This is a genomic window from Terribacillus sp. DMT04, from assembly GCF_019056395.1.
GTDB lineage: Bacteria > Bacillota > Bacilli > Bacillales > Amphibacillaceae > Terribacillus > Terribacillus aidingensis_A.
In genome coordinates this window covers 1,712,949-1,736,830 of record NZ_CP077639.1, presented here as the reverse complement: position 1 = coordinate 1,736,830, position 23,882 = coordinate 1,712,949, and the positions used below count along the sequence as shown (strand labels likewise).

Sequence of the window (23,882 nt, the reverse complement as noted above, 5' to 3'; positions counted from 1 at the left end):
CTTAACTGATAGGGATTATTGATTTTGGAGAGGAGAATTTGGTTTGGACTTATTTACAGCTATTAATATTGTTGTTTTATTAGGATTGCTTTTTGTACTCTATTGGATGCAAAAGAAACATGTTTCCTTTTCAAAACGCGTATTGACCGGATTAGGGCTTGGGATAGTATTTGGAGTTGCTCTGCAATTAATCTATCAGCCTGCCTCCGACACGATTACTCAGACAAACGATTGGTTTGGAATTGTGGGAAGCGGATATGTTAAACTTCTGCAAATGATTGTTATGCCGCTTGTCTTCATTTCTATCGTTGCAGCGTTTACGAGATTGAAGAAGTCCGCCAATCTGGGTAAAATCAGCGGGCTGGTAATTGGAACATTGCTTTTAACAACAGCTATTGCAGCTGCTATCGGTGTTGCATCCGCTGTCGGATTTGACCTGAAAGCGATTGATGTTAATACAAGTGCTGCCGAGGAAGCGAGGGGGCAGGAATTAGAAGAGCGTTTAACTGATGTACAGAGTACAACAGTGCCGCAGAAAATATTGGAGTTCCTCCCAACTAATCCATTCCAGGACTTAACTGGAGCTCGGCCAACATCTACAATAGCAGTGGTCATCTTTGCAGCATTTGTTGGGGTCGCTTACTTGGGAGTAAGAAGAAAACATCCTGAACAAGCTGATTTTTTCCAGAAAACGGTGGAGTCCTTGCACAGTATTGTGATGCGTATTGTAACACTCGTATTACGACTTACACCCTACGGGATACTTGCTTTAATGGCCAGAACAGTTGCAGGAAGTGATTTTAATGCCATCGCAACACTAGGTAAGTTTGTTATTGCTTCTTATGTGGCGCTGATTGCCATGTTCCTGGTTCATTTGCTTATTTTGACTGTTATGGGACTTAGTCCAAAACAATATGTGAAAAAAGTTATGCCTGTTCTGGCATTTGCCTTCACTTCACGCACCAGTGCAGGAACGTTACCATTAAATGTTGATGCACAACGGAATAAGCTGGGCGTTCCAGAGTCTATTGCGAACTTCTCTGCTTCGTTTGGTATTACAATTGGGCAGAATGGCTGCGCTGGCATTTATCCAGCTATGCTGGCTGTCATGATTGCACCTTCACAAGGTATTAATCCCTTGTCGCCGTCTTTCCTTTTCACACTCATACTTGTCGTCATGATTAGTTCGTTCGGTGTAGCTGGTGTTGGTGGGGGCGCAACATTTGCTTCTTTAATTGTTCTCTCCACGATGAACTTGCCAGTAGCTTTAGCAGGTGTATTGATATCGATTGAGCCACTTATAGATATGGGCCGTACAGCGGTAAATGTGAGCGGATCCATGGTATCCGGCCTGGTAACAAGCCGTTCTCTAGGAGAATTGGATACAAAAAAATATCGTTCAGATGATGTTTCCTCTGAAAGTACTGCAGTATAAACTGACTTTTTGATATGCCGTTCCCAGCCGGGAGCGGTATTTTTTAATGAAATGAGATATCGATTAGCTGATTAAACGGAATACGAACAGGATACAAACGGTCTGCCGTATCAAGAAGCAGATATTGTTCAGCTGGTTTCAACCCGGTCACAATACCTGAGACTTTATTTACGTTGCTGCCGCTGCTATAACTAATACGTGCTTTTGTTGTTCCTATTTGAATCAGCCGGACTTTTTGTTCCAGCTCTTCCAGTTGCTGTTCATCTAAAAGTGGCGCCTTTTCAATGCCAATTTCACGCCCCATTTGCTGCAGCATCTCTACATGCTCCGGCAGCATTAAGGATGTCCATTTTATTTTTCCTCGATCATGCACCATACATCATTCCTCCTGTTCTCATTATATACGAACGCGTGTTCCTTTTTCAAGTGACAAAGAACATTTGTTCGTATATAATACAAGTAAATAATAAGCAGAAAGCAGGGATCTAAAATGAAACAAAGCGCAGTGGCAAAATTTTTGAAGCAGCAAGTGATAATGATTTATATGGCAAAAGATGGATCGGTAACCAAACGCCGTATACAGATAGATCGTATAACAGAAACATCTGTTACTGGTTATTGTTATTTGCGAAAACAGCAGCGCACATTTCGACTGGATCAGATTCTCGCCATGCAGCCACAAACAACCTCGTGGCGCATTTCTTCTTAACAGCTATAATCACCTCCGCACTTCTTCCTGAATATTGTACTAGGGATATAACCAGATAAAAGGAGAACGTGCGATGACCACCTTGTTTGATATCCACAATTCTGACTATCACGAGCTAACCTTATGGCAGCAAGATATGCTCCAGAGCTTTCATAGCAAACTATCTGATCAAGAAAGTAAGTTTCCTTGTATTCCAGCAACTGCAGGCCATGCGCTTGACCAATTCCGCTATGGCTTTGCTGATGATCCAACAACAGAAGATGCGGCCAAACAATTGGCCGGTTTATTAGAGGCATATGGAAAGAGTGCAAGAGAGTTAGGTTCTTATACTTCCCTGATTGTGTTTTTTGATACAGCAAAACAGCAAGCGCTTCAGTTGGATGTTCCGGCTTATTTCCAAATCTTCTGGGAGCTGCTAAGCAAGGCGACTGCCTATGATACAAATGACTGGCCTGACCAAATTCCTGAAGATCCTAAAGAGATACTTTGGGAGTATTGCTTTGGAGAAGAAAAGTATTTTATGTACTGCGCTACACCGTCTCATATAGTGAAAAAGAGCCGGAACTTTCCGTGTATGATGCTAGCAATCACACCTAGATGGGTGTTGGAGGAGTTTCAATCAAAGCCGAAGCCTGCAGCAGCGATAAAGAATAAAATTCGGCAACGGATACGCGCGTATGATTCCAACGATGTTCATCCTGATTTGAATGCTTACGGTAACAAAGACAATCTGGAATGGAAACAATACTTCCTCCATGATGACAATTCCTCACCTGCACAATGTCCGTTCCACCGAAGAAAGCAGAACTAGCAATTTCCTGGCGGTTCTTCCCATACCACCCTTAAACAAATCATGCTAGAATAATAGCAGGAGGAATTCGTATGAAACTATTGCATACCGCTGATTGGCATTTGGGCAAGATTGTCAACAGCGTACATATGACAGACGATCAAGCGCTAATCTTAGAGCAGATCAAACTAGTCATAGAAAAAGAACAGCCTGACGCAGTTATTGTGGCTGGAGACTTATATGACCGAGCAATTCCGCCGCGTGATGCGGTCGAGCTCTTAAATAATACGTGGAACTGGCTGATTGGCGAAAAGGAGATCCCGGTATTGTCAATCAGCGGTAACCATGACAGTCCTGATCGCCTTGATTTTGGCAGTCAGCTGTTTAAAGCAAGCAACCTATATATTGAAACAAAACTGCGAGAAGGACTCGAACCAGTGACCTTGCAAGATGCGTATGGACCAGTCCATTTTCATTTGATTCCATATACCGAACCAGCTGATGTTCGGACCTTTTTTAAAGACGACACAATTACTACCCATCAGCGTGCGATGGAACGCATTGTGTCTTATATAACAGACAACAACAATATGGCAGAACGTCATGTTTTTGTTGGACACGCTTTTCTGGCAGGAGGCATGGAATCTGACTCTGAGGAGCGGCTTTCCATGATTGGAGGAAGCCCATATGTGGATGCATCACTGTTTGAACCTTTCACGTATGCTGCTTTTGGGCACTTGCACCAAGCGCAGCGAATTACGAGTGATCATATTCGCTACAGCGGTTCACCGCTGAAGTACTCCTTTTCAGAAGCAAATCATAAGAAATCAGTGACCATCATTGAGTTGGATGAAGCAGGATTTCAATCATTTGAGAAAATTGACCTTGAGCCAAAACGAGATATGCGCATAGTCGAGGGCTATTTTGATGAGTTGATGGAGGGAGTCTCCGGCGGTAGCAAAACAGATTATTTGCATATTCGTTTGCTTGATGACGGACAGCTGCTGGACCCGATGGGCAAGCTGCGCAAGCTTTACCCGAACATCCTTCGATTGGAGCGAAAAGCAAAAAGCGGCGCTAGCTCCATGTCTGATATAAAGGAAATCAAAGAAAAACAGCGCATGTCCCACTTGCAGCTGTTTGCTGCATTTTATGAGGAGATGAAAGGTGAAGCTATACCGGAGCATCGCCAAACGCAAATGGAAACAATCATTCAGCGTCTAGTTGAGGAAGAAAGGAGGGGATAATGTGCGTGCTATTACCCTGCAAATGACCGCATTCGGACCATACCACAAGCCGCAGACTATAGATTTTAGGGAGCTCGGGGCTGAATCTATCTTTTTAATTACTGGACCGACGGGCGCCGGAAAGACAACTATCTTTGATGCAATTTGTTACAGTCTTTATGGACGGGCAAGCGGCAGTGACCGGGATCAGGATTCTCTTCGCAGTCATTTCGCTGCGCCAGGCGAGATTACGGAAGTACGCTATTGTTTCTCCTTGCGCGGAACCGAATATGAAGTAATACGTTACCCGAAACAGCAAAAGAAGAAAGAACGCGGCGAAGGATTTACCGATGATCCGGCAAGAGCAGAATTTTACGAATGGAAAGACGGAGAAAAGTCTCTTATTACATCTCGAATCAAAGAAGTCAATGAAGTTATTGAAGAAAAAATCGGACTTGATTATGAGCAATTTCGTAAAATGATTATGATTCCGCAAGGGGAATTTCGGAAGCTTATCTCAGAAAACAGCAAAGATAGAGAAGAAATTCTCCAGCGGATTTTCCGGACGTATTTTTACGAACGCATGACAGAAACGCTGAAGGACGAAGCCAAGCAATTAAAAGAGAGTTTGCAGCAAACCGAATGGAAAGAACAGCAGCAAATCAGCAAAATTGAATGGCGCTCACAGGAGCCGTCTGAAACAGACAGCGTCCCTGATGTCATGAAAAAACTGCAGCTTGAACTGGATGCAATGGACCTTTCTGTCACCAACAGTGAAAAAGAGCTGATTAATCATAAACAAATTTGGCAGGAACGACAAAAACAGCTTTATGAAGCAAAACAGCTGCTTGCTACATTTGATCATCTGGAACAAGCTTTAAAACAAGATCAACAGCTCCAGCAAAAGCAGCCGGAAATGAAACAAAAGCAAGTACGTCTTCAAGAGATGGAACGCGCCAGCCGGCTTGTGCCTTACGAACAGCAGCTGGCCGCCCGCAAAGATGAATGGCAGCGCCAAGTAAGGCAGCAACATGAGACAAAAACAAAGAAAGATCAGTTAGAGAAACAGTTCGAAACAACCAAGTCTTCATACATGAAAGCAAAGGAACTAGAGCCTCAACGGCAAAAACAGCAAGAGCAGCTTCAGCTTCAAAAGCAGCAGCTGGAACAATTGCAAACATATGAGTTGCGCAAGCAAGAATTGAACAGCATCCAAAAGAAGCTGGAAGAAAAACAGCAGCAAATCAATAAACTAAAAGATGCACAGACGGAACGGAAAAATAAACAGCTTGCACTAGAAAAAGATATAAGCCGAGAATCAGCAATTATACAGGCATATTACGAAGAGCAGCGTGAGCTAGAAAAGATGGAGCAGCAGCTGACAGAAATAGCTCGCTTAAAAGATGCTTTCCGTCAGCTGCAAGAGATGCGTACAAGTTACCAGCAGGCCGTACAGCGATTGCAGGAACAGGAAAAAAATGTGCAGCAGCTGCGCCAGGAAATTAAGGAGATGGAAGAAGCACAAGCAGCTCACCATGCCGCTCATTTGGCACAGCAGCTGACAGATGGCGAGCCATGTCCGGTCTGCGGTGCTACCGAGCATCCCTCTCCTGCACATACGTCTGTGCATGTTCAGTCTTTTGAACTGTTAAAACAAAAAAGAGCATTACTTGAAAACGCCCAGCGTGCATATGATGATGTACAGAAACATTATGTAGAAGCTAAATCCAATGGGCAGGCAATCCGGCAAGTTACCGACGAATTGGCTCAGAGTGTTTTAGGTGACTCGGCTTACGATCAGTCAAAAATAGATGAACTGACAGAAGAGACGCACAAACATAAAGAAAAGATTGCTAGCTCATTACAGCAAAAGCAAAAAGAGCGCAAGCATATCGATCAGTTAAAACAGACACTCGTGCAGATTAAACAAACGTTTGAACAAGAAGAAAAAACTGCTGAAGAGCTGCAAACTACGATTCGGAGTCTTGAGGAATCCTGCCATCACATGGAAGCAGAAGTTCGTTTACAGCGGAAGCAGCTGCCAGACGTACTTCCGGATCCGTCAGATTGGGAGCTTTCCATTAAACAAGCAGAAACTGCACTCCAAACAGCGATAAGCGAATGGGAAGCACTGCAGCATAATTATGAAGAGATATCCAAAAGCAGAGAACAAATTGCGGCTGCTTTGGAATCGACTGCAAAATTCACATCTGATTTGGAACAAACATATCGTCAGCAAGAAAAAGAATATCTTGCGAAGCTTGAAGATGCGGGGTTTGCAAACACAGAAGCATTTCTAACAGCTAAAGGAACAGATAGAGATATGCGGACACTGCAAGAGGAATTAGAGCGCTATGATCAACAGCGCCGCAGTCTCAGCGAAAGAATTGCTGAATTGCAAACGCAGACAGATCAGCGTGAGAGACCGAACCTCACTGTTTATGAGCAAAACGTAACAGAAGCAGAGCAAGTTTTTGAAGCGAATAATACGAAACTAAATGCCGCAAGAAGCTATGTTTCACAGCATAATCTTATTAAGAATTCATTACTAGCACTTCAAGAAGAAGCAGCTGATCAAAAGATTCGCTATTATGATATTGGGGAATTGGCCAATCTAGCTAAAGGAGACAACAGTCTTCGTCTATCGTTTGAGCGTTATGTGCTAACAAGTTTCTTAGATGAAATCATTCTCCAAGCAAATATCCGATTAGAAGAAATGACAGATCATCGCTACCAGCTGAAGCGGAGCGGTCAAATAGCCAAACGCGGAGCACAAAGTGGATTGGACTTAGAAGTGATCGATCATCATACCGGTCAGGAGCGGCCAGTTAAGACATTATCCGGCGGCGAAGGGTTTAAAGCAGCTCTTTCCTTGGCACTCGGGATGTCGGATGTCGTCCAGGCACACGCAGGCGGCGTTGAACTGGAAACATTATTTATTGATGAAGGTTTTGGTACATTGGATGAAGTATCGCTGGAACAGGCGATTGATAGCTTGAAGGGACTGCAAGCCAGCAATCGGGTGCTCGGTATTATTTCCCATGTGCCGCAATTGAAGGAAGAGATTCATGCAAAGCTGCAGATTGATAGTTCCCCAACTGGATCAGCAGCAAAATTTATTTTCCAATAAGGAGGAGACACGATGGGAACACCTATCAATTTTGAAACCATTCTGCGTACAGAAGGCAAAGAAAAACGCATTGACAGTAAAGAAAATATATTTCAGCTTCAGCTGCAAGGTTATCATCTATTTCCGCTGCACCAGCCAATCGAAATTACCCGTACGAAAGAGACAGATGAGATCGGTACAGCTATCATTGTCGAATTAACGCTAAAAGAGCAGCAAACTTTTTGTACGTATCAGCTAATTTCGTTATCAAGCGTCAATTGATGACATTTTCTACTATGTTTTAAGATTTTACATTGGGGAATACTGCGCTTGCCCGGGAAATAGTTCATCGAAAGGGAAATATCTTGCCTTTCTGCTGAATAGACTGGAACAGAATACTTCTTTCTAGCGTACACTGGTATAAATATTGACGCGAGAAGAGGTATAACATGGCAAGAAATCCATTCGGCCCTCCAGTCCGCAGCGGGCAGGGTTTTACCCCTGTGCGCCGGAATCCGTTTCCTTCCAGACAAATAGCTGTACAGCAGGCGCCGCGCACGAATGGCGGTGTAGCTGGTCTTTTGCAGAAGGTTTTAAATCGCGGAGGAGGTGCTAAGACGCAGACAGCAGCAAGAGCCGCCCTGCCGGCAAGCACCAGTACTTCAAGCGGTATATCGTTACTTGACATGGTAAATCATACGCAAAGCGCTCTTAAAGCAGCCGAATCTTTTATGCCTATGGTTCAAGAATATGGACCAATGGTGAAGAATCTGCCCTCGATGCTGAAGATGATGAAGGCGTTAAAAGATATCGACTTTGACGAAGAGGAAGAAAAGGCAGCGGAAAAAGCAGCAGAGGGTAAAACGGAAGAAAGTATGTCTCCGAGTTCGCTCACCGATAAAAAGGAATCAGAACTGGATACCAATACAGCCTCTGTAAAGAAAGAAACGAAAAAAAGTACCGGCGCTTCCCTTCCGAAATTGTATATATAAGCGTGGTACTTGATTTTTTTCTCCAAAAGAGGAAAATATAGAGCATATGATAAAGGAGGGATTTTTAGTGGCATTACAACACGCAACCTTTGCAGGAGGCTGTTTCTGGTGCATGGTAGAACCATTCACAGAACGTCCTGGTATTGAGGCTGTAGTCTCCGGATATACAGGCGGCGACAAACCGAATCCCACATACGAAGAAGTTTGCTCGAATACGACCGGACACGTCGAGGCTGTCCAAATTACGTTTGATTCAGATGTTTTTCCTTATGAAAAACTGGTAGAGACATTTTGGCAGCAGATCGATCCTACAGATGCAGGCGGACAATTTCATGACCGCGGCCAATCTTATGAGACAGCAATCTTTTACCATGATGAACAGCAGCGGCAAGTGGCAGAAGCATCCAAAGCGAAGCTGCAGGAGAGCGGACGGTTCCAAAAAGATATCGTGACGCCGATCCTGCCTGCCAAGCCGTTTTATCCTGCTGAGGAGAAACATCAAGATTATTACAAGAAAAACAAGTTTCACTACAAAATGTACAAGCGTGGGTCAGGTCGTGAGGACTTTATCAAGCAGTATTGGGGTCCGAAAAAAGATAAAGCAAAATTAAAAGAAATCCTCACACCAATTCAGTATCACGTAACCCAAGAGAATGGGACGGAAAGACCTTTCGAAAATGAATATTGGAACAATACGAATGAAGGCATTTATGTGGATGTTGTTTCTGGTAAGGCGTTATTCTCCTCAAAGGATCAATATGATGCTGGGTGCGGATGGCCAAGCTTTACGAAGCCAATCGATTCGTATGAAGTGAAGGAAAACATGGATCTTACACATGGTATGGTAAGAACAGAGGTCCGGTCAGCAGAAAGTGATTCGCATCTTGGACATGTTTTCGAAGACGGACCGCAAGCAACTGGCGGTTTGCGTTACTGCATGAACTCTGCTGCAATGAAGTTTATTCCAGTGCGTGATATGGAAAAAGAAGGATATGGAGAATATTTATATCTCTTTAAGTAAGATTTAGATTTAGATTTAAATAATTATAGCAACTGGCTTTGCTCTTGTTCGCTTGTTTAAGGAACAAGAGCATTGTTTTGGACAAGGAGCATAAAACAATGGATTCTTCGTTATGGCTTGAATATGGCTGGATCTTACTAGTCTTGATTGGATTGGAAGGATTACTTGCAGCCGACAACGCGCTTGTGATGGCGCTTATCGTAAAACACTTACCAGAGGAAAAACAGAAAAGGGCTTTATTGTACGGTTTAGGCGGGGCATTCATTTTCCGATTCGCTTCCTTGTTCTTTGTCAGCTACCTGGTGAACATCTGGCAGATTCAAGCATTAGGCGCTCTTTATCTACTATATATATCAATATCGAACCTTGTTAAATTGAAAAAGAATGGCGGGGAAGAGGATGCTGAAAGCCCGTTCAGTAAAAAGAGCTCCGGTTTCTGGATGACCGTTTTGAAAGTGGAACTAGCAGATATCGCGTTTGCTGTAGACTCCATCTTAACGGCCGTTGCACTTGCTGCATCTTTATCGGCTACCCCGCTTCCGCATATCGGCGGAATGGATGGCGGTCAGTTCCTCGTTGTACTTGCCGGAGGTATGATTGGATTGATCTTGATCCGAATTGCTGCTTCTTATATCGTGAAAATCTTGGACAAGCGTCCAGGACTAGAGGCCGCAGCGTATTTAATCATCGGTTGGGTCGCGATTAAATTGGCTGTTCATACGCTTGCACATCCAGCGCTTAAGCTCATTCCAGAGCATTTCCCTGATTCAACAGGATGGAACGCAACGTTCTGGATCGTGATGGCAATTATCGCAGTTAGCGGCTGGTTCTACAAACCGAAAAGCGAAAGGTCATGATCTGAGTGAGCAGTACTGGTCACATGCGACCTATTTTACAGTCTTATGCAATTGCTCTTATCGGAGGCGGCCTCTTTCTTGCGCTGCATTTGCCGCTTCCGTGGATTCTTGGACCTGTAACCGCGCTGCTGTTATCTAAAATCATTTGGAATACAAAAACAGCAGCATCCCAGCAGCTGCGTAAGGGAAGTTATTGGCTGCTTGGAATTCAAATAGGTAATACGTTTACGGTGCACACGTTTCATAATGTGCAGCCGTATTTATTAAATTACACATTGCTGACTTTGCTTCTGATTGGCATTTGTATGGTGAATGCTTATCTGGTCAGCAAATGGGTGAAAGTAGATATGAAAACAAGCATGCTCGGCAGTATACCTGGGGGTCTTTCTGCTGTTACTGCATTAAGTGAATCAATGAAAGCCAATACTGGCCTGGTTACCATCTTCCAAACGATCCGGCTGGTCAGCATTTTGTTTATTATCCCGTTTGCCGCAACGCATTTCTTTCTGGACAGCACTGTTCAATCAGCGATACAGCTTCCGCAAACAGAGCAAGGTGCTTGGTGGACAATTGTACTTTATGTTCTCATGTACATACTTGCCCGGCTTACAGGCAAATTCATTCCGTCATCCTTAGTCATTGTGCCAATGCTGCTTACCGCAGTTCTCCAAGTAAGCGGCATGCAGCTTTATCAGTTTCCGCATTTATTTTTTGTTCTGGCACAGTTGACAATTGGCGTATATTTAGGTCATTCTATTTCTATACGGGATTTAAAAAAAGCTGGCAGACTTTGTTTGTATTATACAGGGCTGTCTTTGCTGTTAATTCTGCTCTCGTTTGGCCTTGGTTATCTGTTCAGCTTGACCACCTCACTGAATATGGCGACATCTATTCTTAGTATGGCGCCAGGCGGATTAGTGGAAATGGCGCTTACCGCTCAGACGACCGGCGGCGATCCGTCTATTGTCAGTTCGCTGCAGACGATACGGCTATTGTTGGTCGTGCTTGTTTTGCCGCTGCTGCTGCAGTGGACGCTGCCTAGACTTGAGAAACACCATCGAAAGGAAGAGTTATAATGATACACAAACATTGGCAAGATAACGAAACGATTAAACAAGTGGAATGTGTTCACACAGACGCGAAAAAATATGTTGTAAACACAACGCTTACACCCGGTAAGATTTACGACGTAAAAAATGAGACAGAGGAATTCATCTTTATCATTGATAATACAAATCGTATAGGTGCATTTCGCAAAGATTATTTTAAAGAAGTGTAATAATTTTACAGTAAAAAGGCTAACCTAGTAGAGGTTAGCCTTTTTTGTAGGCTTGTTTTTTCCTGTACTTGTAATTGTCTAGCGCTTAACCGATAATAAGGCTAAGGATATTAAGAAGGAGATGGGGCTTGTGAAAAGGATCATTCTTGTTCGTCACTGTAATGCGGAAGGTCAGCATAAGGATTCACCGCTCACCTATGAAGGAATCAATGAAGCCCGTTCGTTAGCAGCCTTTTTGAAACGTCTGGACTATCCAGTTCAGCGGATCCTCTCCAGTCCCTTCTTCCGGGCCGTTGAGACAATTAAGCCTTTCGCTGATGCTGCGGATATTCCTATTGAGCTGGATAGAAGGTTGCAGGAACGCATTTTAAGTGAAGAGCCTGTTGATGATTGGCTGGAAGTACTGGAAGAATCATTTACAGATTTTGATATGCGTCTGCCTGGCGGCGAGTCATTCAATGATGCGAAACTTCGAGTACGTGCGTTGCTTGATGAACTCGAATCAGAGGAGCAGGTAGAGAATGTTGTGTTAGTAACGCATGGGAATCTCTTAGCGATATTATTAAAAGAGTTCCAAACTGATATTGGTTTTTCACATTGGAAAGGATTCTCCAATCCAGATGTTTTTCTTGTGCAGCGCGGCGGAGGCAGCTATATGGTGGAGCGAATCTGGAACGTTTAGTTATGTTCTGTTTCGGTTAACAGAACCATTAATATGCTGCTAAGCTTATGATAAATAGTTTGTATTTGATCGATGGGCAGAGGATTCGTTCCTTTGCCCAATTCAATTGTAAAGCCTGGACGCCGGTAGGCAGAGATAAACCAGTCTTTAAACCCTGCATAATTGTCCAATGTTTTTACAGCATGATAACCGCTCGCATATTCCATTTTCTTTGCTGTATGTTCGGAAATAGACGGCTCTTTCTCCTCAAAACTCCAATAAATCTCTTCTCCCTGTGTATGCAGCGCTGCAAGTAAGTCGAAATTACGAGATTCCACTAATTGATACATGCCAATAGATTCGTTTTCCGTTAACGGCGTACGTCCGGGAAAGTCCCGCGGTCCAGGTAATTTTGGCTTGCGTTCCTGCTCATACTCCCATTTAGCAGGGTATTGCTTGTTTAGGTCTACACCTGCTATATTTGCTTTCCACCCGTGAAAATCTGTATTCCCTTCATTCAAAAAGCAAACAAGTTCTTCATATTCCTGCGCTGCCTTGCTGCCATGTATAACCAAGTCCACGCCATCGGGATTTACCATCGGTACGACCGAAAGCGTTACATCTCGGAATATTTTGCTTGCCGGATGTCCAAATAGCTTCTGGTCATGTGTAATTGCAACTAAGTACATATTCACAAATCGCATGAGTGCATTTGTAGTAATCCATTCATTTCCATGAAAGCTCGCATTTATATGAATCTTTCTTTTCCCTTTGCCAATTTGGAGTTCTGTTACTGGTTTGCCTAGCACGCTTTTATATATGGTATGCATATGAAATATCGGAAACAGCTGCTGCAATTCCTGAATGTCCTGAAGGAGGGTCGCATAGTCATAAGCGTAATGGAAGGTTGTTTGCGGCTTGGTGACGCTGCGAGGCAAGACAAGTTCTTCCCCTGCAGCAAATTGCGATTGACCATATAACAAATTTACTTTACGAATTGGCATCTTAAAGGCTGCCGCGAATGCTTCAGCGGAAAAGTCGTTTTCCAATACAATTCTTTCTCCGCGATAGCCGGGCACCTGAATCGCCTGCAAAGCCGGTACATGCGTGGAGAGAAAGGGATTTGCCGCAAAAAGCACATATGTTGGCAGGTGAAACATTGTGGCAACTGTGCTGAGCTGGCACCCGTGCTGCAGTGTTATTTCCATCTAGTTCGCCTCCTTTGGTACAGTGTATGTCTTAAGAGATAAAATTATGGTGATGAACCAAGCTGTCAAATTGTTGAGTACGAGCGTTGTTATTATCGAATATTGTTGTTATAATTTGAAACGATAGGGTATAAATACATAAAGCTCAATTGTATTTTGCGAATAAGCAATATACCTTGGTAAGGAACCGAGCCTTTTTGGCTGGTTTATTTATAGTAGTAGAGGAGGCTATATATATGGCTTTTGTCATCACTTCCCCGTGTGAAGCGGAAAAAGCCGGCGAATGTATGGAAGTTTGCCCGGTTGACTGTATCGCGGAAGGTAAAGATATGTTCTATATCGATCCTGACATCTGCATCGACTGTGGTGCATGTGAAGCGGTATGCCCGGTTGAAGCAATCTTCATGGAAGATGAAGTACCTGCGGAAGAAAGCAAGTACATTGAAATCAACCGTAAGTTTTTCCAAGAGAATTAAGACGATCCACTGCCAGTTGGCAGTGGATTTTTTTGTTTACTCTTCCTGTAATTAGGTTAAGAGAGAAACAAAAGGAGTGGTGAACATGTCTAGTGGAAAACATGAATCTTATTGGATCGAGACGAGCGAATTTCCGCAATTTGAAAAACTGCAAGCGGATATTAACGCCGAGGTATGTGTAGTAGGCGGTGGTATAGCCGGTATTACTTCTGCGTACTTGCTTACTAAAAAAGGCTATAAAGTGACCCTAATTGAAGCATTAAAACTTGGACATGGAACTACAGGTTATACAACTGCGAAACTCTCCGCACAGCATGAGCTTATTTATGACCAGCTAATAAGTAAATTTGGTGAAGAAACGGCGAAAATTCACTATCAAGCTGCTATGGAAACCATTGAATTTGTAAAGGAAACAGAAAAAGAACTGCAAGCTGATTTTCAATTCAATATGGAGCCAGCTTACGTATTCACGGATGAGGAAAAGCAGATTTCTCAGATTGAAAAAGAATGGTCTGCTTATGAGAAGCTTGGCATCCCAGGGGCTTTGTTAGATGATATTCCCTTACCAGTATCCGCGAAAAAAGCAGTGCGTATGGATCAGCAAGCACAATTTCATCCATTATTGTTCTTACAAGCAATGACCAAGTATATTACCGCAAATGGCGGCACTATTTATGAAGATACACGTGCAGAGACAATTAACGAAGTCGGCAAGACAACCGTAAAGCTGAAAGATGGCGGCAGCGTGACAGCTGACCATGTTGTTATTGCTACGCATTTTCCGTTTTATGATTTCAAAGGAGCTTACTTTGCTCGTCTTGATATGGCTCGCTCTTATATTGTATCAGGTAAAAGTCCGCTTGCTTATCCAGGAGGCATGTATATTTCCATCGACAGTCCCTCCCGATCCGTCCGCAGCGCCAAGGATAAGAATGGAGAGACATTGTGGCTGATTGGCGGAGAAGGACATCGACCTGGTAAAGGAAAACAAATGAAAGAGCATTACAGCAACCTCCGAAATTGGGGACGTTCCGAATTTGATATGAAAGAATTTGAATATAACTGGTCATCAGAGGACTTTATCAGTTTGGACAGTTTGTTTTATATAGGCAGAATAACAGAACAAACGAAAAATATTTATGTAGCTACTGCATTCCGAAAATGGGGAATGTCAGGAGGCATAACAGCAGCGAAAGAAATTGCATCATTGATTGAATCTGGGGAGAGCTTGCATCAGAATATTTATGATCCAGCACGTAATGATGGCGCAAAAGGTATTAGTACATTAGCGAAGAACTTGGTTGAAGTAAGTAAGGAGCTCGTATCCGGAAAGCTTGAAAAAACAACCAAATCCATAGACGAGTTAGAACCAGGAGAAGCCGGGAAGATACGCAATAAAGGGAAACTTATTGGAGTATATAAAGATAATGACGGTACACTTCATAAGGTAGATACCACATGCACCCATATGGGTTGTGAAGTACATTGGAACGACGCCGAAACAACTTGGGATTGTCCGTGTCACGGCTCTCGTTTCCGAGCAAGCGGAGAAGTAATTGAAGGCCCGGCAGTGAAGGATTTGAAAAAAGCAGATTAAGAAAAAACGCTCGGCAGGGATGCCGGGCGTTTATCTTACTTCAAACTTTTTAAAGCCTTGTTGTTTTTCTAGGTATTTTACATCAACATTTTTAACTTTCACTTGTGCATTCGGACCTTTTTTCACTTCTTTAATGAATTTCTCCACTTGATTATCTTCACCTTCTAAGTTTACTCGCACCGTACCATCCGCTTCATTTCGAACAAATCCTACTAAATCGAGTTTGCGGGCTTTCTCTGCTGCAGAAAGACGGAAACCAACTCCTTGCACCTTACCTTCCACAATCATTTGAACGCATTTCATAAGCTGCGCCTCCTTTTTTTCAGGTGTTCCCTAGCAGCGTATACCAAAAACCTCTGATTAACACCTCGTATCTTTGGCGAAAATGAAGTTATCAAAACATGTATGGAGGAGAAAGTATGGAACATAATCAAAGTTACTGGCGGGAGAAAACAAATATTCCGCAGTTTGAATCACTCCGATATGATGCCGAAAGCGAGATCGTAATTGTCGGCGGCGGTATTACGGGTATTGTAACCGGTTATATGCTAGCACAAGAAGGCAAGCAAGTTACCATTCTAGAAGCTGATGCGTTGTATAGCGGAACGACTGGCTACACAACTGCAAAGCTCACAGCGCAGCATGGGCTTATTTATGACGAATATATGCAGCATTTTAATACAGATATAGCAAAAACGCATTATGAAGCTTGTATGGACGCTATTGCTTTTGTGAAAGACACAGCAAAGAAACATACTATTGACTGTCATCTTACGGAACAAGATGCCTATATTTATACAAAGGAAAAGCAGAATATCCAGAAACTCGAGAAAGAATTCGAAGCCTATCAGAAACTTGGGATAACTGGCGAACTCACAGATACTATTCCGCTTTCGTTTGAAGTAGAAAAAGCATTGGTCATGAAAAACCAATATCAATACCATCCGCTTCAGTTTTTGAATGGCCTGCTGCAGGCATTTTTGGAGAAAGGCGGCAAGGTATATACCAACACACCTGTCGACACGATTGAGGAAGGCAGTGAGCCTGTTGTGGTGACAAAGACTGGATTAAAAGTAACTTGTCAAAAGATAATTTCAGCTTCACACTGGCCTTTCTACGACGGAATGGGATTTTATTTTGCTAGATTGTATCAAGACAGATCTTATGTAGTAGCGGCTAAACCGAAAGATACTTACCCTGGGGGGATGTATATCAATGCAGATACTCCATCTCGTTCGGTACGCAGTATAGATACAGAAGAACACGGCACATTGCTGTTAATTGGCGGGGAATCGCATCGGACGGGTGAAGGGCATCCAGAAGAAAAGTATTATAAGGAACTAACAGATTATGCTGCTTATTTAGGAACAGAAACACCTCTTTATATGTGGTCCGCACAAGATATTGTTACATTGGATAATTTACCTTATATCGGTTATATCAGTAAGGGAAAGGATAATATCTTCGTTGCAACGGGTTATCGTAAATGGGGAATGACAAGCAGTATCGTTGCTGCTCTCGAAATTAGTTCGCTGATTTCATCCGGAATCAGTCGTTATAAAAACATTTATCAGCCATCGAGGTTTCAAGCTGACCCGGATGTGGGTAGTTTAACTAAGAATGTAATGGAAGTGGCAAAGGAATTTGTGATTGGTAAACTGGAACAGCCTTATGAATACGTCCCTCACTTAAAACCGGGAGAAGCAACCAAGGTACGAACCAATGGCTTGCTGCTAGGTGTCTATAAAGATGAAACTGGAGAAATTCATCAAGTGGACACTACATGTACACACATGAAATGCGAAGTGAATTGGAACAGTGCAGAATCCAGCTGGGACTGCCCGTGTCATGGGTCTCGCTTTACTGGAACAGGCGAAGTCATTGAGGGACCAGCGAAGAAACCTTTAAAAAAATTGGACCATGGTTTAAACAGTTAATGTTTCGTTTACAAATTCTCAATTCTTCCTTAACACCTTATGGTTTTTCATTACAGCACTGTTAGCATATAATGTTAACGAAACGTACCAAGAAATGTTGATGTTACAGGAGGATGAGTCATGAAAATTGTTGTAGCTGGTGGAGATGGTTTCTGCGGTTGGCCAACGGCACTATATCTGTCAAAGCAAGGTCATGAAGTAGCAATCGTCGATAACTTAGTAAGACGTAAGTATGATGAAGAATTACGCTCCAATTCCGTCACACCAATTTATTCTTTGGAAGAGCGGGTAGCCAAGTGGAATGAGAAGACAGGTAAGGAAATCAAAACATACATAGGCGACTTAAATCACTATGATTTCCTTAGCGAAGTATTCCGTCAAACACAGCCTGATGCATTTGTACACTTTGCGGAACAGCGCTCGGCACCTTACAGCATGATTGACCGGGAACACGCGGTTTACACGCAGCAGAATAATGTGATCGGAAACTTGAATGTGCTTTATGCGATCAAGGAATTCGCTCCATCTTGTCATTTAATCAAGCTTGGTACAATGGGAGAATACGGAACACCGAATATCGATATTGAAGAAGGTTATATCGAGATAGAGCATAAAGGCAGAAAGGACAAACTGCCATTCCCGAAACAGCCGGGTTCTTTCTATCACTTGTCTAAAGTGCATGACAGCCATAATATCATGTTGGCTTGTAAAATCTGGGGCATTCGTGCAACAGACTTGAACCAAGGTGTGGTATATGGCCTTCACACGGAAGAAACGAAGCTGGACCCCGTTCTGGCAAACCGTTTTGATTACGACGGTGTATTCGGTACAGCATTAAATCGTTTCCTTATTCAAGCGGCAACCGGACATGACATTACTGTCTACGGCAGCGGCGGTCAGACGCGCGGCTTCTTAAATATCACAGACACAATTCGCTGTGTAGAAATTGCTGCTGAGAATCCGGCAGATGCAGGCGAATTTCGGGTATTTAATCAGTTCACAGAGTCATTCTCTGTCCAGGAACTTGCGGAGAAAGTACAGAAAGTGAGCCAGGAGAAAGGTCTTGATCCACAAATCACATCAATTGAGAATCCGAGAGTAGAAGCGGAAGAGCATTATTACAATGCGGTAAACACTCGTCTCCGTGATCTTGGACTAGAACCGAATCTTTTAACCGACGACGTACTGCGTGCTATTTTAGAAACGGCGATTGAACATAAAGATCGCGTTATTAAAGAGAATGTACTTCCGACAGTAACGTGGAAATAGGAGCAGACGGTGAAAATCGTTATAATAACGGAAACATTTCTGCCATCGACTGATGGTGTCGTTACACGGTTAACCGAAGCGATTAAATATCTCCGCAGCCAGAAGCACGAAGTCGTCGTTATCGCTCCAGATCTCGGGGTAAAGGAATATCAAGGTGCACTTGTTGAGGGAATTGGGACGGTTACAATGCCATTTTACCGTTCGAAGCAGTTCTCCTTGCCAACAAGAAAGATAAAACCCTTGCTGAAGAAACACCAGCCTGACCTTGTCCATGTGGCGAACCCAGCTTTGGTCGGCGTAGCAGGAATCCATTATGCGAAGAAGATGGGCTTGCCGCTTATGGCATCTTATCATACGCATATCCCGAAATATCTGGATTATTATAAGCTTTATAAACCGTTAAAACCATTGTTCTGGTGGCATTTCCGCAGACTTCATAACGCAGCTGATTTGAATCTTTGCACGTCGCAAGCAATTAAGCAGGAATTAGATGAGCAAGGATTTGAGCGGATGCATGTCCTGCGCAGAGGTGTGGATGTAGAAAAACGGCACCCAGCTTATTATTCAGAGAATATGCGGGTACGTCTGCTGCAAGGTGCATCAGATAAAAAACTGCTCATCTTTGTGGGCAGATTAGCAATTGAAAAGGAAATTCATAAGATTCGGCCTTTATTGGATGAAAGAGATGATTTAGCATTAGCGATTATTGGAGACGGACCTGCCCGTAAAGAGCTAGAGAAGGTATTTGAAGGAACACATACACTTTTCACAGGTTTCCTCCATGGAGAGGAATTGTCTCAAGCATTTGCTTCAGCAGATGCCTTTGTTTTCCCATCCATTACCGAGACACTTGGCCTCGTTCTATTAGAAGCGATGGCTTCCGGTATACCCGTTATCGCAGCAAAAAGCGGACCAACGTTGGAGCAAATTGAAGAAGGGAAGACAGGCTTCCTTTTTGAAAATGAAAATGTGTCCAGCATGAGCAAAGCTGTCGAACAGCTCGATCAACAGGAATTAATAGCGGAAATGAAACAAAATGTGCGGCTAGAGGCGGAAAAACATTCCTGGACAAATGCTTCCAAAGAAATGTTTGACTACTATTTAGCGACAATGCATGCAAGATCGCCGGTATTTCAAGCCGTGCAAAACCCGAGCTCCCACTAAGGAAGCCGGGTTTTTGCATGTTTAGCAGTTCTTACATATGGATAACAATAAGAAAAAGCACATAAATGAGGTGCAGCAGCATGAAGGGACCATCATTTTTTAAAGGATTGCTAATCGGGATTTTGCTTGCCATTCCATTTTGGGCAGTGCTGATTTATTTACTTTTTTTCCGCAAAGGCTGACAATAGAAGGAGAAAGGGAGTCTTAATCATGAAAGCAATCAAATTACAAGGTTTCGGCGGCACAGAACAATTAAAGCTAGAGGAAACCGACAAACCAAAAATTAAAGCGGATGAGATTCTTGTTGCAGTCAAAGCATCAGCAATTAATCGCGCCGATATTGAGAAAAGAAAAGGAAATTATCCTTCCTCGGATTTTGATCCGGTATTAGGATTAGAAATAGCTGGCGTTGTGGAAGAAGCTGGTCCAGAAGCGAGCGGATGGTTGAAGGGAGACCGTGTATTCGGATTAATTCCTTCAGGCGGCTATGCCGAATATGCTGTCATAAACAGCAAACTGGCCATGTCTATCCCGGATGAACTAACTTATGAACAAGCGGCAGCAGTACCGGAAGTATTCTTAACTGCTTATCAAACACTGCATTGGCTTGGTGAATTGAAACAAGGAGAAACGGTTCTGATTCATGCAGGTGCAAGCGGTGTTGGCACAGCAGCTATTCAACTAGCAAAACAAGCCGGAGCAACGGTAGCAGTGACAGCTGGATCTCAAGAGAAATTGGATTTCTGTAAAGATCTAGGCGCTGATATTACCATTAATTACAAAGAAGAAGATTTTGCTGAAAAATTAGCAGACACAGGCGCTGACGTAATCCTGGATTTTGTCGGAGCACCATATTGGGATCAGAATATTAAAACACTGAAAACGGATGGCAGAATGGTACTAATTGGATTCCTAGGCGGAACAGAGCTTGAAAATGTAAGTGTAATGCCATTGCTTGCAAAACGCTTACACATAAAAGGAACGTTATTAAGCACCAGAACGATTGATTACAAAGCGAGATTAACAGCAGACTTAATCGATAATGTACTGCCATTGTTTGAAACAGACTCAATTAAACCAATCGTTGATAAAGTATTTTCATTAGAACAAGTCGCTGATGCCCATGATTACATGGAAAGCAATAAAAACACAGGTAAAATTGTATTGCATGTAGCAGAATAATCGTAAACAGATTGTGCAGGTATAAATCTGCGCAGTCTGTTTTTCTATTTCGTCTCACTATCTCAAGAATACTTGGATATTGAGACGTGAAATGTGATTTTCTGGTTACTTCCGATAATATATATTATGTAAACTAGAAAAAAGAATAAAATAAAGCAGCTGTTGCAACTTACCCTTCTGCCGTTTCTTGCTGCTGATCATCTCTTTGGCAGCCGTTTGTTTAGTTGCTAGTTGATTAACTTAAAAACTGTACATGCTGCCTGAACTTAAAAAAGCTTTCAGTATCTATAGCTTTTATTTCATTCAATGGATTGCTACGTTTATAAAACCTGGCTTACAACGATGTTAATTCTATAAACTATTTCTATTTTCTCATTAAAAAAATCAGTGTTACCTGTACGTTTATAACACTGATTTTTTTAGAATTTAGTTAAATTGTATACGTCTGCTGCTTGTTTTGCTTCTTATGCTGGAATGCTAAGTAAATAAATGCTGCGGTTCCTGTTGCCAACATTACGGCCCGGATTGCCGATACTTCTGTATAACCTAGCATCATACGAACTAATCCCATAAGACCCATTAACATTAGCAAGTAAATACCAGCAGCTTTATTAGCGAATCTGTTCTTCAAGCAAATACCTCCTTAATTCACGTTTGTTTAACATATAATATTTCATTTTAAAATAAAGTTGGTAATTTAGAATTTGCTATATCTATATACAGTCTTTATTAACTTACTTGTGTGCCGCAAATTTCTTCATATAAACGCTGTAAGCTCGCTTGCAGTACGTTTTACACTTTCGGAACTACGAGTCCTGTATTTATCATTTTGCCCGCTGGAGCGCCTTATTTGGCTTCTCCTGTAAAGTGAAAAGTAATAAGCATTCATTCGTATATAATTTGTGTATAATTTAACCTAGAAATACACGTTGGTTGCAGGCTGCACATATCGAAGAATTTAAACGATCTGTAACTGCGTCTTACTGATTTTGTCTGCGAAAATGCCCTTTTTTACGGGATGCGAATATATGTTCCCACAACAAAAAGCAGTTGTTTCTAATGCTATAGAAGCACGTAACGAACAGAAAAGTGTCCTTGTGAACTGAAATGATGCTTTACACCAGGGAAATTCGCTAGTTTGCATGTTACGATTTAAACGCTGCGGTAACCATTTTGACTAAAAAGTGCCTGTTTTTACGGGGAGAGAACATTTGTTCTGTTTGACAAGAAAGAAAACTATCTGGATATGCTGTAAGCAGGCTGCTTATATGTTAGTTAAGGTCATTCAGTTGCTTTGTGAGCTCGTTAAATCGCTTATCCAATTCCTTATACATGGTATCCGCCGCTGTCAGCAAGCTCAATTTACCGAGTACTTCCTGCCGCTCATTGGCTAATTGCAGGCGCATTGTCTCTTTATCTGACATGCTTTCGGTTTTATCGCCATCAAGCCGCCTTTGTATAGTGCCTTCTGCGATAAGAAGCTGCGTATCGGTCACTTTTTTCCGAAAATAGCGATCATGTGATACGACGATCAATGTACCTTGATAAGCGAGTAACGTTTTCTCTAGTTGCTCACGTGAAGGCAAATCCATATGATTGGTCGGTTCATCTAGCAAGAGAACGTCTTTCTCCTCTAAGATATGCTGCATAAGCTTCAGTTTAACGCGTTCCCCCATACTCATGTCTTTGATAGTCAATTCCCAGCTTTCTGTCTCAAAACCGAGTTGTATGAGTAAATTTCGAACAATCCCTCTTTCTGCATATGTCTCTTTGTGGAATAATTCTGATGGCTTCTTATCTAAAGGCAGATCATAGACGTTTTGTGATAGGTAACCTATTTTTGCTGGTGGTGAGACCCATATCTCGCCTTTATAAGCCTCTTTTCCAACAATCATGTTTAAAAAGGTCGTTTTTCCGCTCCCGTTTGCTCCTAACAAGTTGATTTTCTCTCCGTACTGAACGGTAAAGTTTACGTCTTCAAATAATGCTTTCTTTTCGTATGTTTTTGTTACGTTTTTACATGCTAGAAATCGTTTGCCTACTTTCCGTGCATGCTTGAGTTGGAAAGAAACCGCTTGCTCTGGTGCGACGGCTTCTGTCTTTTCCCTGGCCAATTCCTTCTCTAGCCGCTTTTGCTTCGATTTTACTTGTTTATCCATTCGTTTTGCTTTCTTTCGATAATACTCCTTTGCGCCTTCTTGCTTTGTCGATTGTGCATGGGCTTTGGCACTCCAGCTTTGTAAAGACAGCATTTGTCCTTCCACCCGTTTAATCCGTTTTTGTTGTTTCTCATATGTGTGCTGCTGATCCGCTTTCTTTTTCTCTCTGAATGCCGTATAGTCCGTGTAATTACCATCTAGCGTATAAAGTTTAATTTGTTCAATAGACCAAATCTTCGTTGCCGCCTGATCAAGTAAATAACGGTCATGTGATACAATAAGAAACGTTTTAGTGGATTCCTTCATCTCATGAAATAGTACACGAACACTTTCTTCATCAAGGTGATTGGTTGGTTCATCCAATAGCAGTATATCCGCATTACTTGCAAATCCGCGAGCTAATCTTGCTTTTAGCTTCTCACCGCCGCTCATAGCTTCATATGGAACAGATGGGACCTTCCACAGTTTCCGCAGCCGCATTTCTTCTGTGTTGCTCGTCTCTGATGAAAAAGAGTTATTCTCCTGCTCTATTAGTTTTATTTGCTGAGCCGCTTTCGAACGCCATACCGATCCGCTCGTTGGCTGCTTCCTCCCTGCCAATATATCTAGCAAGGTACTTTTCCCGGCGCCGTTTCTGCCGATTATACCAACAATGTCACCTTCGTGAACGGTCGCCTGTGCTTTTTCGAATAAAACGGTTTCTGTGTGCATGTATGTGACGTCCTGTAGTTTTACTAATTCTCTCAAGTAAATCGCTCCTTTAAGACAGGAGGACAGAAAAAAATCCTCCCAAATGAATTGGAAGGATTAG

The 23,882-nt window shown here is 42.6% G+C and carries 23 protein-coding genes; 18 read left to right on the top strand and 5 right to left on the bottom strand.

Going from position 1 to position 23,882, the window contains the following annotated elements; genetic code table 11:
- Positions 1-43: 43 nt before the first annotated feature.
- A complete protein-coding gene (locus KS242_RS09175; protein WP_254391671.1) occupies positions 44-1,435 on the top strand; it encodes an L-cystine transporter in 1,392 nt (463 codons plus the stop codon).
- Between the two features lie 43 nt (positions 1,436-1,478).
- Here KS242_RS09175 and KS242_RS09170 read toward each other — a convergent pair whose 3' ends face one another.
- Positions 1,479-1,811 carry a YolD-like family protein gene (locus KS242_RS09170; protein WP_217321089.1) on the bottom strand — a complete coding sequence of 111 codons (333 nt, stop codon included), beginning with the start codon at positions 1,809-1,811 and terminating at the stop codon, positions 1,479-1,481.
- A gap of 114 nt (positions 1,812-1,925) precedes the next feature.
- Between KS242_RS09170 and KS242_RS09165 the strand changes: the two genes are divergently transcribed.
- The 11 genes from KS242_RS09165 (at position 1,926) to KS242_RS09115 (ending at position 12,100) form a co-directional block, all read left to right on the top strand.
- Positions 1,926-2,144, top strand: a complete 219-nt coding sequence (locus KS242_RS09165) for a WYL domain-containing protein (protein WP_217321088.1) — start codon at positions 1,926-1,928, stop codon at positions 2,142-2,144.
- Positions 2,145-2,217: 73 nt separating this feature from the next.
- Positions 2,218-2,955 carry a YqcI/YcgG family protein gene (locus KS242_RS09160; RefSeq protein WP_217321087.1) on the top strand — a complete coding sequence of 246 codons (738 nt, stop codon included), beginning with the start codon at positions 2,218-2,220 and terminating at the stop codon, positions 2,953-2,955.
- A gap of 71 nt (positions 2,956-3,026) precedes the next feature.
- The gene (locus tag KS242_RS09155; protein ID WP_217321086.1) at positions 3,027-4,181 is read left to right on the top strand and encodes an exonuclease SbcCD subunit D; all 1,155 of its coding nucleotides are present in this window, start codon (positions 3,027-3,029) and stop codon (positions 4,179-4,181) included.
- A 1-nt stretch (position 4,182) separates the two neighbouring features.
- Positions 4,183-7,290, top strand: a complete 3,108-nt coding sequence (locus KS242_RS09150; RefSeq protein WP_217321085.1) for an AAA family ATPase — start codon at positions 4,183-4,185, stop codon at positions 7,288-7,290.
- Positions 7,291-7,302: 12 nt separating this feature from the next.
- Positions 7,303-7,551, top strand: coding sequence for a DUF2584 family protein (locus KS242_RS09145; protein WP_217321084.1), 249 nt, complete (start codon positions 7,303-7,305; stop codon positions 7,549-7,551).
- A gap of 167 nt (positions 7,552-7,718) precedes the next feature.
- Positions 7,719-8,261 carry a YqfQ family protein gene (locus KS242_RS09140; protein WP_217321083.1) on the top strand — a complete coding sequence of 181 codons (543 nt, stop codon included), beginning with the start codon at positions 7,719-7,721 and terminating at the stop codon, positions 8,259-8,261.
- A 46-nt stretch (positions 8,262-8,307) separates the two neighbouring features.
- Positions 8,308-9,282 carry a peptide-methionine (S)-S-oxide reductase MsrA gene (gene msrA / locus KS242_RS09135; RefSeq protein WP_217321082.1) on the top strand — a complete coding sequence of 325 codons (975 nt, stop codon included), beginning with the start codon at positions 8,308-8,310 and terminating at the stop codon, positions 9,280-9,282.
- A gap of 98 nt (positions 9,283-9,380) precedes the next feature.
- The gene (locus tag KS242_RS09130; RefSeq protein WP_217321081.1) at positions 9,381-10,139 is read left to right on the top strand and encodes a TerC family protein; all 759 of its coding nucleotides are present in this window, start codon (positions 9,381-9,383) and stop codon (positions 10,137-10,139) included.
- A 23-nt stretch (positions 10,140-10,162) separates the two neighbouring features.
- A complete protein-coding gene (locus KS242_RS09125; protein ID WP_217321080.1) occupies positions 10,163-11,215 on the top strand; it encodes an AbrB family transcriptional regulator in 1,053 nt (350 codons plus the stop codon).
- Positions 11,215-11,418, top strand: a complete 204-nt coding sequence (locus tag KS242_RS09120; protein ID WP_217321079.1) for a DUF6501 family protein — start codon at positions 11,215-11,217, stop codon at positions 11,416-11,418. Before KS242_RS09125 ends, KS242_RS09120 begins: the two co-directional genes overlap by 1 nt.
- A 121-nt stretch (positions 11,419-11,539) precedes the next feature.
- Positions 11,540-12,100 carry a histidine phosphatase family protein gene (locus tag KS242_RS09115; protein WP_371747528.1) on the top strand — a complete coding sequence of 187 codons (561 nt, stop codon included), beginning with the start codon at positions 11,540-11,542 and terminating at the stop codon, positions 12,098-12,100.
- On the opposite strand, the gene KS242_RS09110 is transcribed toward KS242_RS09115, so the two are convergent.
- Positions 12,097-13,287, bottom strand: a complete 1,191-nt coding sequence (locus KS242_RS09110) for a M14 family metallopeptidase (RefSeq protein ID WP_217321078.1) — start codon at positions 13,285-13,287, stop codon at positions 12,097-12,099. The genes KS242_RS09115 and KS242_RS09110 overlap by 4 nt on opposite strands.
- Positions 13,288-13,523: 236 nt before the next feature.
- Here KS242_RS09110 and KS242_RS09105 point away from each other — a divergent pair, with 236 nt between their 5' ends.
- Together KS242_RS09105 and KS242_RS09100 are read left to right on the top strand one after the other, a co-directional pair.
- Positions 13,524-13,763: a ferredoxin family protein gene (locus KS242_RS09105; protein ID WP_077309121.1), complete on the top strand. Its 240-nt coding sequence runs from the start codon at positions 13,524-13,526 to the stop codon at positions 13,761-13,763.
- Between the two features lie 85 nt (positions 13,764-13,848).
- The gene (locus tag KS242_RS09100; protein WP_217321077.1) at positions 13,849-15,360 is read left to right on the top strand and encodes an FAD-dependent oxidoreductase; all 1,512 of its coding nucleotides are present in this window, start codon (positions 13,849-13,851) and stop codon (positions 15,358-15,360) included.
- A 30-nt stretch (positions 15,361-15,390) separates the two neighbouring features.
- Here the strand turns inward: KS242_RS09100 and KS242_RS09095 are convergent, their stop codons facing one another.
- Positions 15,391-15,663, bottom strand: a complete 273-nt coding sequence (locus KS242_RS09095) for an acylphosphatase (protein WP_217321076.1) — start codon at positions 15,661-15,663, stop codon at positions 15,391-15,393.
- Positions 15,664-15,779: 116 nt separating this feature from the next.
- Between KS242_RS09095 and KS242_RS09090 the strand changes: the two genes are divergently transcribed.
- The 4 genes from KS242_RS09090 (at position 15,780) to KS242_RS09075 (ending at position 20,912) form a co-directional block, all read left to right on the top strand.
- Positions 15,780-17,297, top strand: coding sequence for an FAD-dependent oxidoreductase (locus tag KS242_RS09090; protein ID WP_254391670.1), 1,518 nt, complete (start codon positions 15,780-15,782; stop codon positions 17,295-17,297).
- 120 nt (positions 17,298-17,417) lie between these two features.
- Positions 17,418-18,566, top strand: coding sequence for an NAD-dependent epimerase/dehydratase family protein (locus KS242_RS09085; RefSeq protein WP_217321074.1), 1,149 nt, complete (start codon positions 17,418-17,420; stop codon positions 18,564-18,566).
- Between the two features lie 9 nt (positions 18,567-18,575).
- The gene (locus KS242_RS09080; RefSeq protein ID WP_217321073.1) at positions 18,576-19,730 is read left to right on the top strand and encodes a glycosyltransferase family 4 protein; all 1,155 of its coding nucleotides are present in this window, start codon (positions 18,576-18,578) and stop codon (positions 19,728-19,730) included.
- Positions 19,731-19,940: 210 nt separating this feature from the next.
- Entirely contained in the window at positions 19,941-20,912 is a 972-nt protein-coding gene (locus KS242_RS09075; RefSeq protein WP_217321072.1) for an NAD(P)H-quinone oxidoreductase, read from the top strand.
- 430 nt (positions 20,913-21,342) lie between these two features.
- Here KS242_RS09075 and KS242_RS09070 read toward each other — a convergent pair whose 3' ends face one another.
- Both KS242_RS09070 and abc-f read right to left on the bottom strand, forming a co-directional pair.
- On the bottom strand, positions 21,343-21,543 hold the full coding sequence (locus KS242_RS09070) for a hypothetical protein (protein WP_217321071.1): 201 nt from the start codon (positions 21,541-21,543) through the stop codon (positions 21,343-21,345).
- 640 nt (positions 21,544-22,183) lie between these two features.
- On the bottom strand, positions 22,184-23,818 hold the full coding sequence (abc-f, locus tag KS242_RS09065) for a ribosomal protection-like ABC-F family protein (protein ID WP_217321070.1): 1,635 nt from the start codon (positions 23,816-23,818) through the stop codon (positions 22,184-22,186).
- Between the last annotated feature and the right edge of the window lie 64 nt (positions 23,819-23,882).

Bases quoted from the DNA above. Each gene is read 5' to 3' on its own strand.
- KS242_RS09170 (WP_217321089.1), bottom strand. From the start codon at position 1,811: ATGGTGCATGATCGAGGAAAAATAAAATGGACATCCTTAATGCTGCCG.
- KS242_RS09165 (WP_217321088.1), top strand. From the start codon at position 1,926: ATGAAACAAAGCGCAGTGGCAAAATTTTTGAAGCAGCAAGTGATAATG.
- KS242_RS09160 (WP_217321087.1), top strand. From the start codon at position 2,218: ATGACCACCTTGTTTGATATCCACAATTCTGACTATCACGAGCTAACC.
- KS242_RS09155 (WP_217321086.1), top strand. From the start codon at position 3,027: ATGAAACTATTGCATACCGCTGATTGGCATTTGGGCAAGATTGTCAAC.
- KS242_RS09145 (WP_217321084.1), top strand. From the start codon at position 7,303: ATGGGAACACCTATCAATTTTGAAACCATTCTGCGTACAGAAGGCAAA.
- KS242_RS09140 (WP_217321083.1), top strand. From the start codon at position 7,719: ATGGCAAGAAATCCATTCGGCCCTCCAGTCCGCAGCGGGCAGGGTTTT.
- msrA (WP_217321082.1), top strand. From the start codon at position 8,308: ATGATAAAGGAGGGATTTTTAGTGGCATTACAACACGCAACCTTTGCA.
- KS242_RS09130 (WP_217321081.1), top strand. From the start codon at position 9,381: ATGGATTCTTCGTTATGGCTTGAATATGGCTGGATCTTACTAGTCTTG.
- KS242_RS09125 (WP_217321080.1), top strand. From the start codon at position 10,163: ATGCGACCTATTTTACAGTCTTATGCAATTGCTCTTATCGGAGGCGGC.
- KS242_RS09120 (WP_217321079.1), top strand. From the start codon at position 11,215: ATGATACACAAACATTGGCAAGATAACGAAACGATTAAACAAGTGGAA.
- KS242_RS09115 (WP_371747528.1), top strand. From the start codon at position 11,540: ATGGGGCTTGTGAAAAGGATCATTCTTGTTCGTCACTGTAATGCGGAA.
- KS242_RS09110 (WP_217321078.1), bottom strand. From the start codon at position 13,287: ATGGAAATAACACTGCAGCACGGGTGCCAGCTCAGCACAGTTGCCACA.
- KS242_RS09105 (WP_077309121.1), top strand. From the start codon at position 13,524: ATGGCTTTTGTCATCACTTCCCCGTGTGAAGCGGAAAAAGCCGGCGAA.
- KS242_RS09100 (WP_217321077.1), top strand. From the start codon at position 13,849: ATGTCTAGTGGAAAACATGAATCTTATTGGATCGAGACGAGCGAATTT.
- KS242_RS09095 (WP_217321076.1), bottom strand. From the start codon at position 15,663: ATGAAATGCGTTCAAATGATTGTGGAAGGTAAGGTGCAAGGAGTTGGT.
- KS242_RS09090 (WP_254391670.1), top strand. From the start codon at position 15,780: ATGGAACATAATCAAAGTTACTGGCGGGAGAAAACAAATATTCCGCAG.
- KS242_RS09085 (WP_217321074.1), top strand. From the start codon at position 17,418: ATGAAAATTGTTGTAGCTGGTGGAGATGGTTTCTGCGGTTGGCCAACG.
- KS242_RS09075 (WP_217321072.1), top strand. From the start codon at position 19,941: ATGAAAGCAATCAAATTACAAGGTTTCGGCGGCACAGAACAATTAAAG.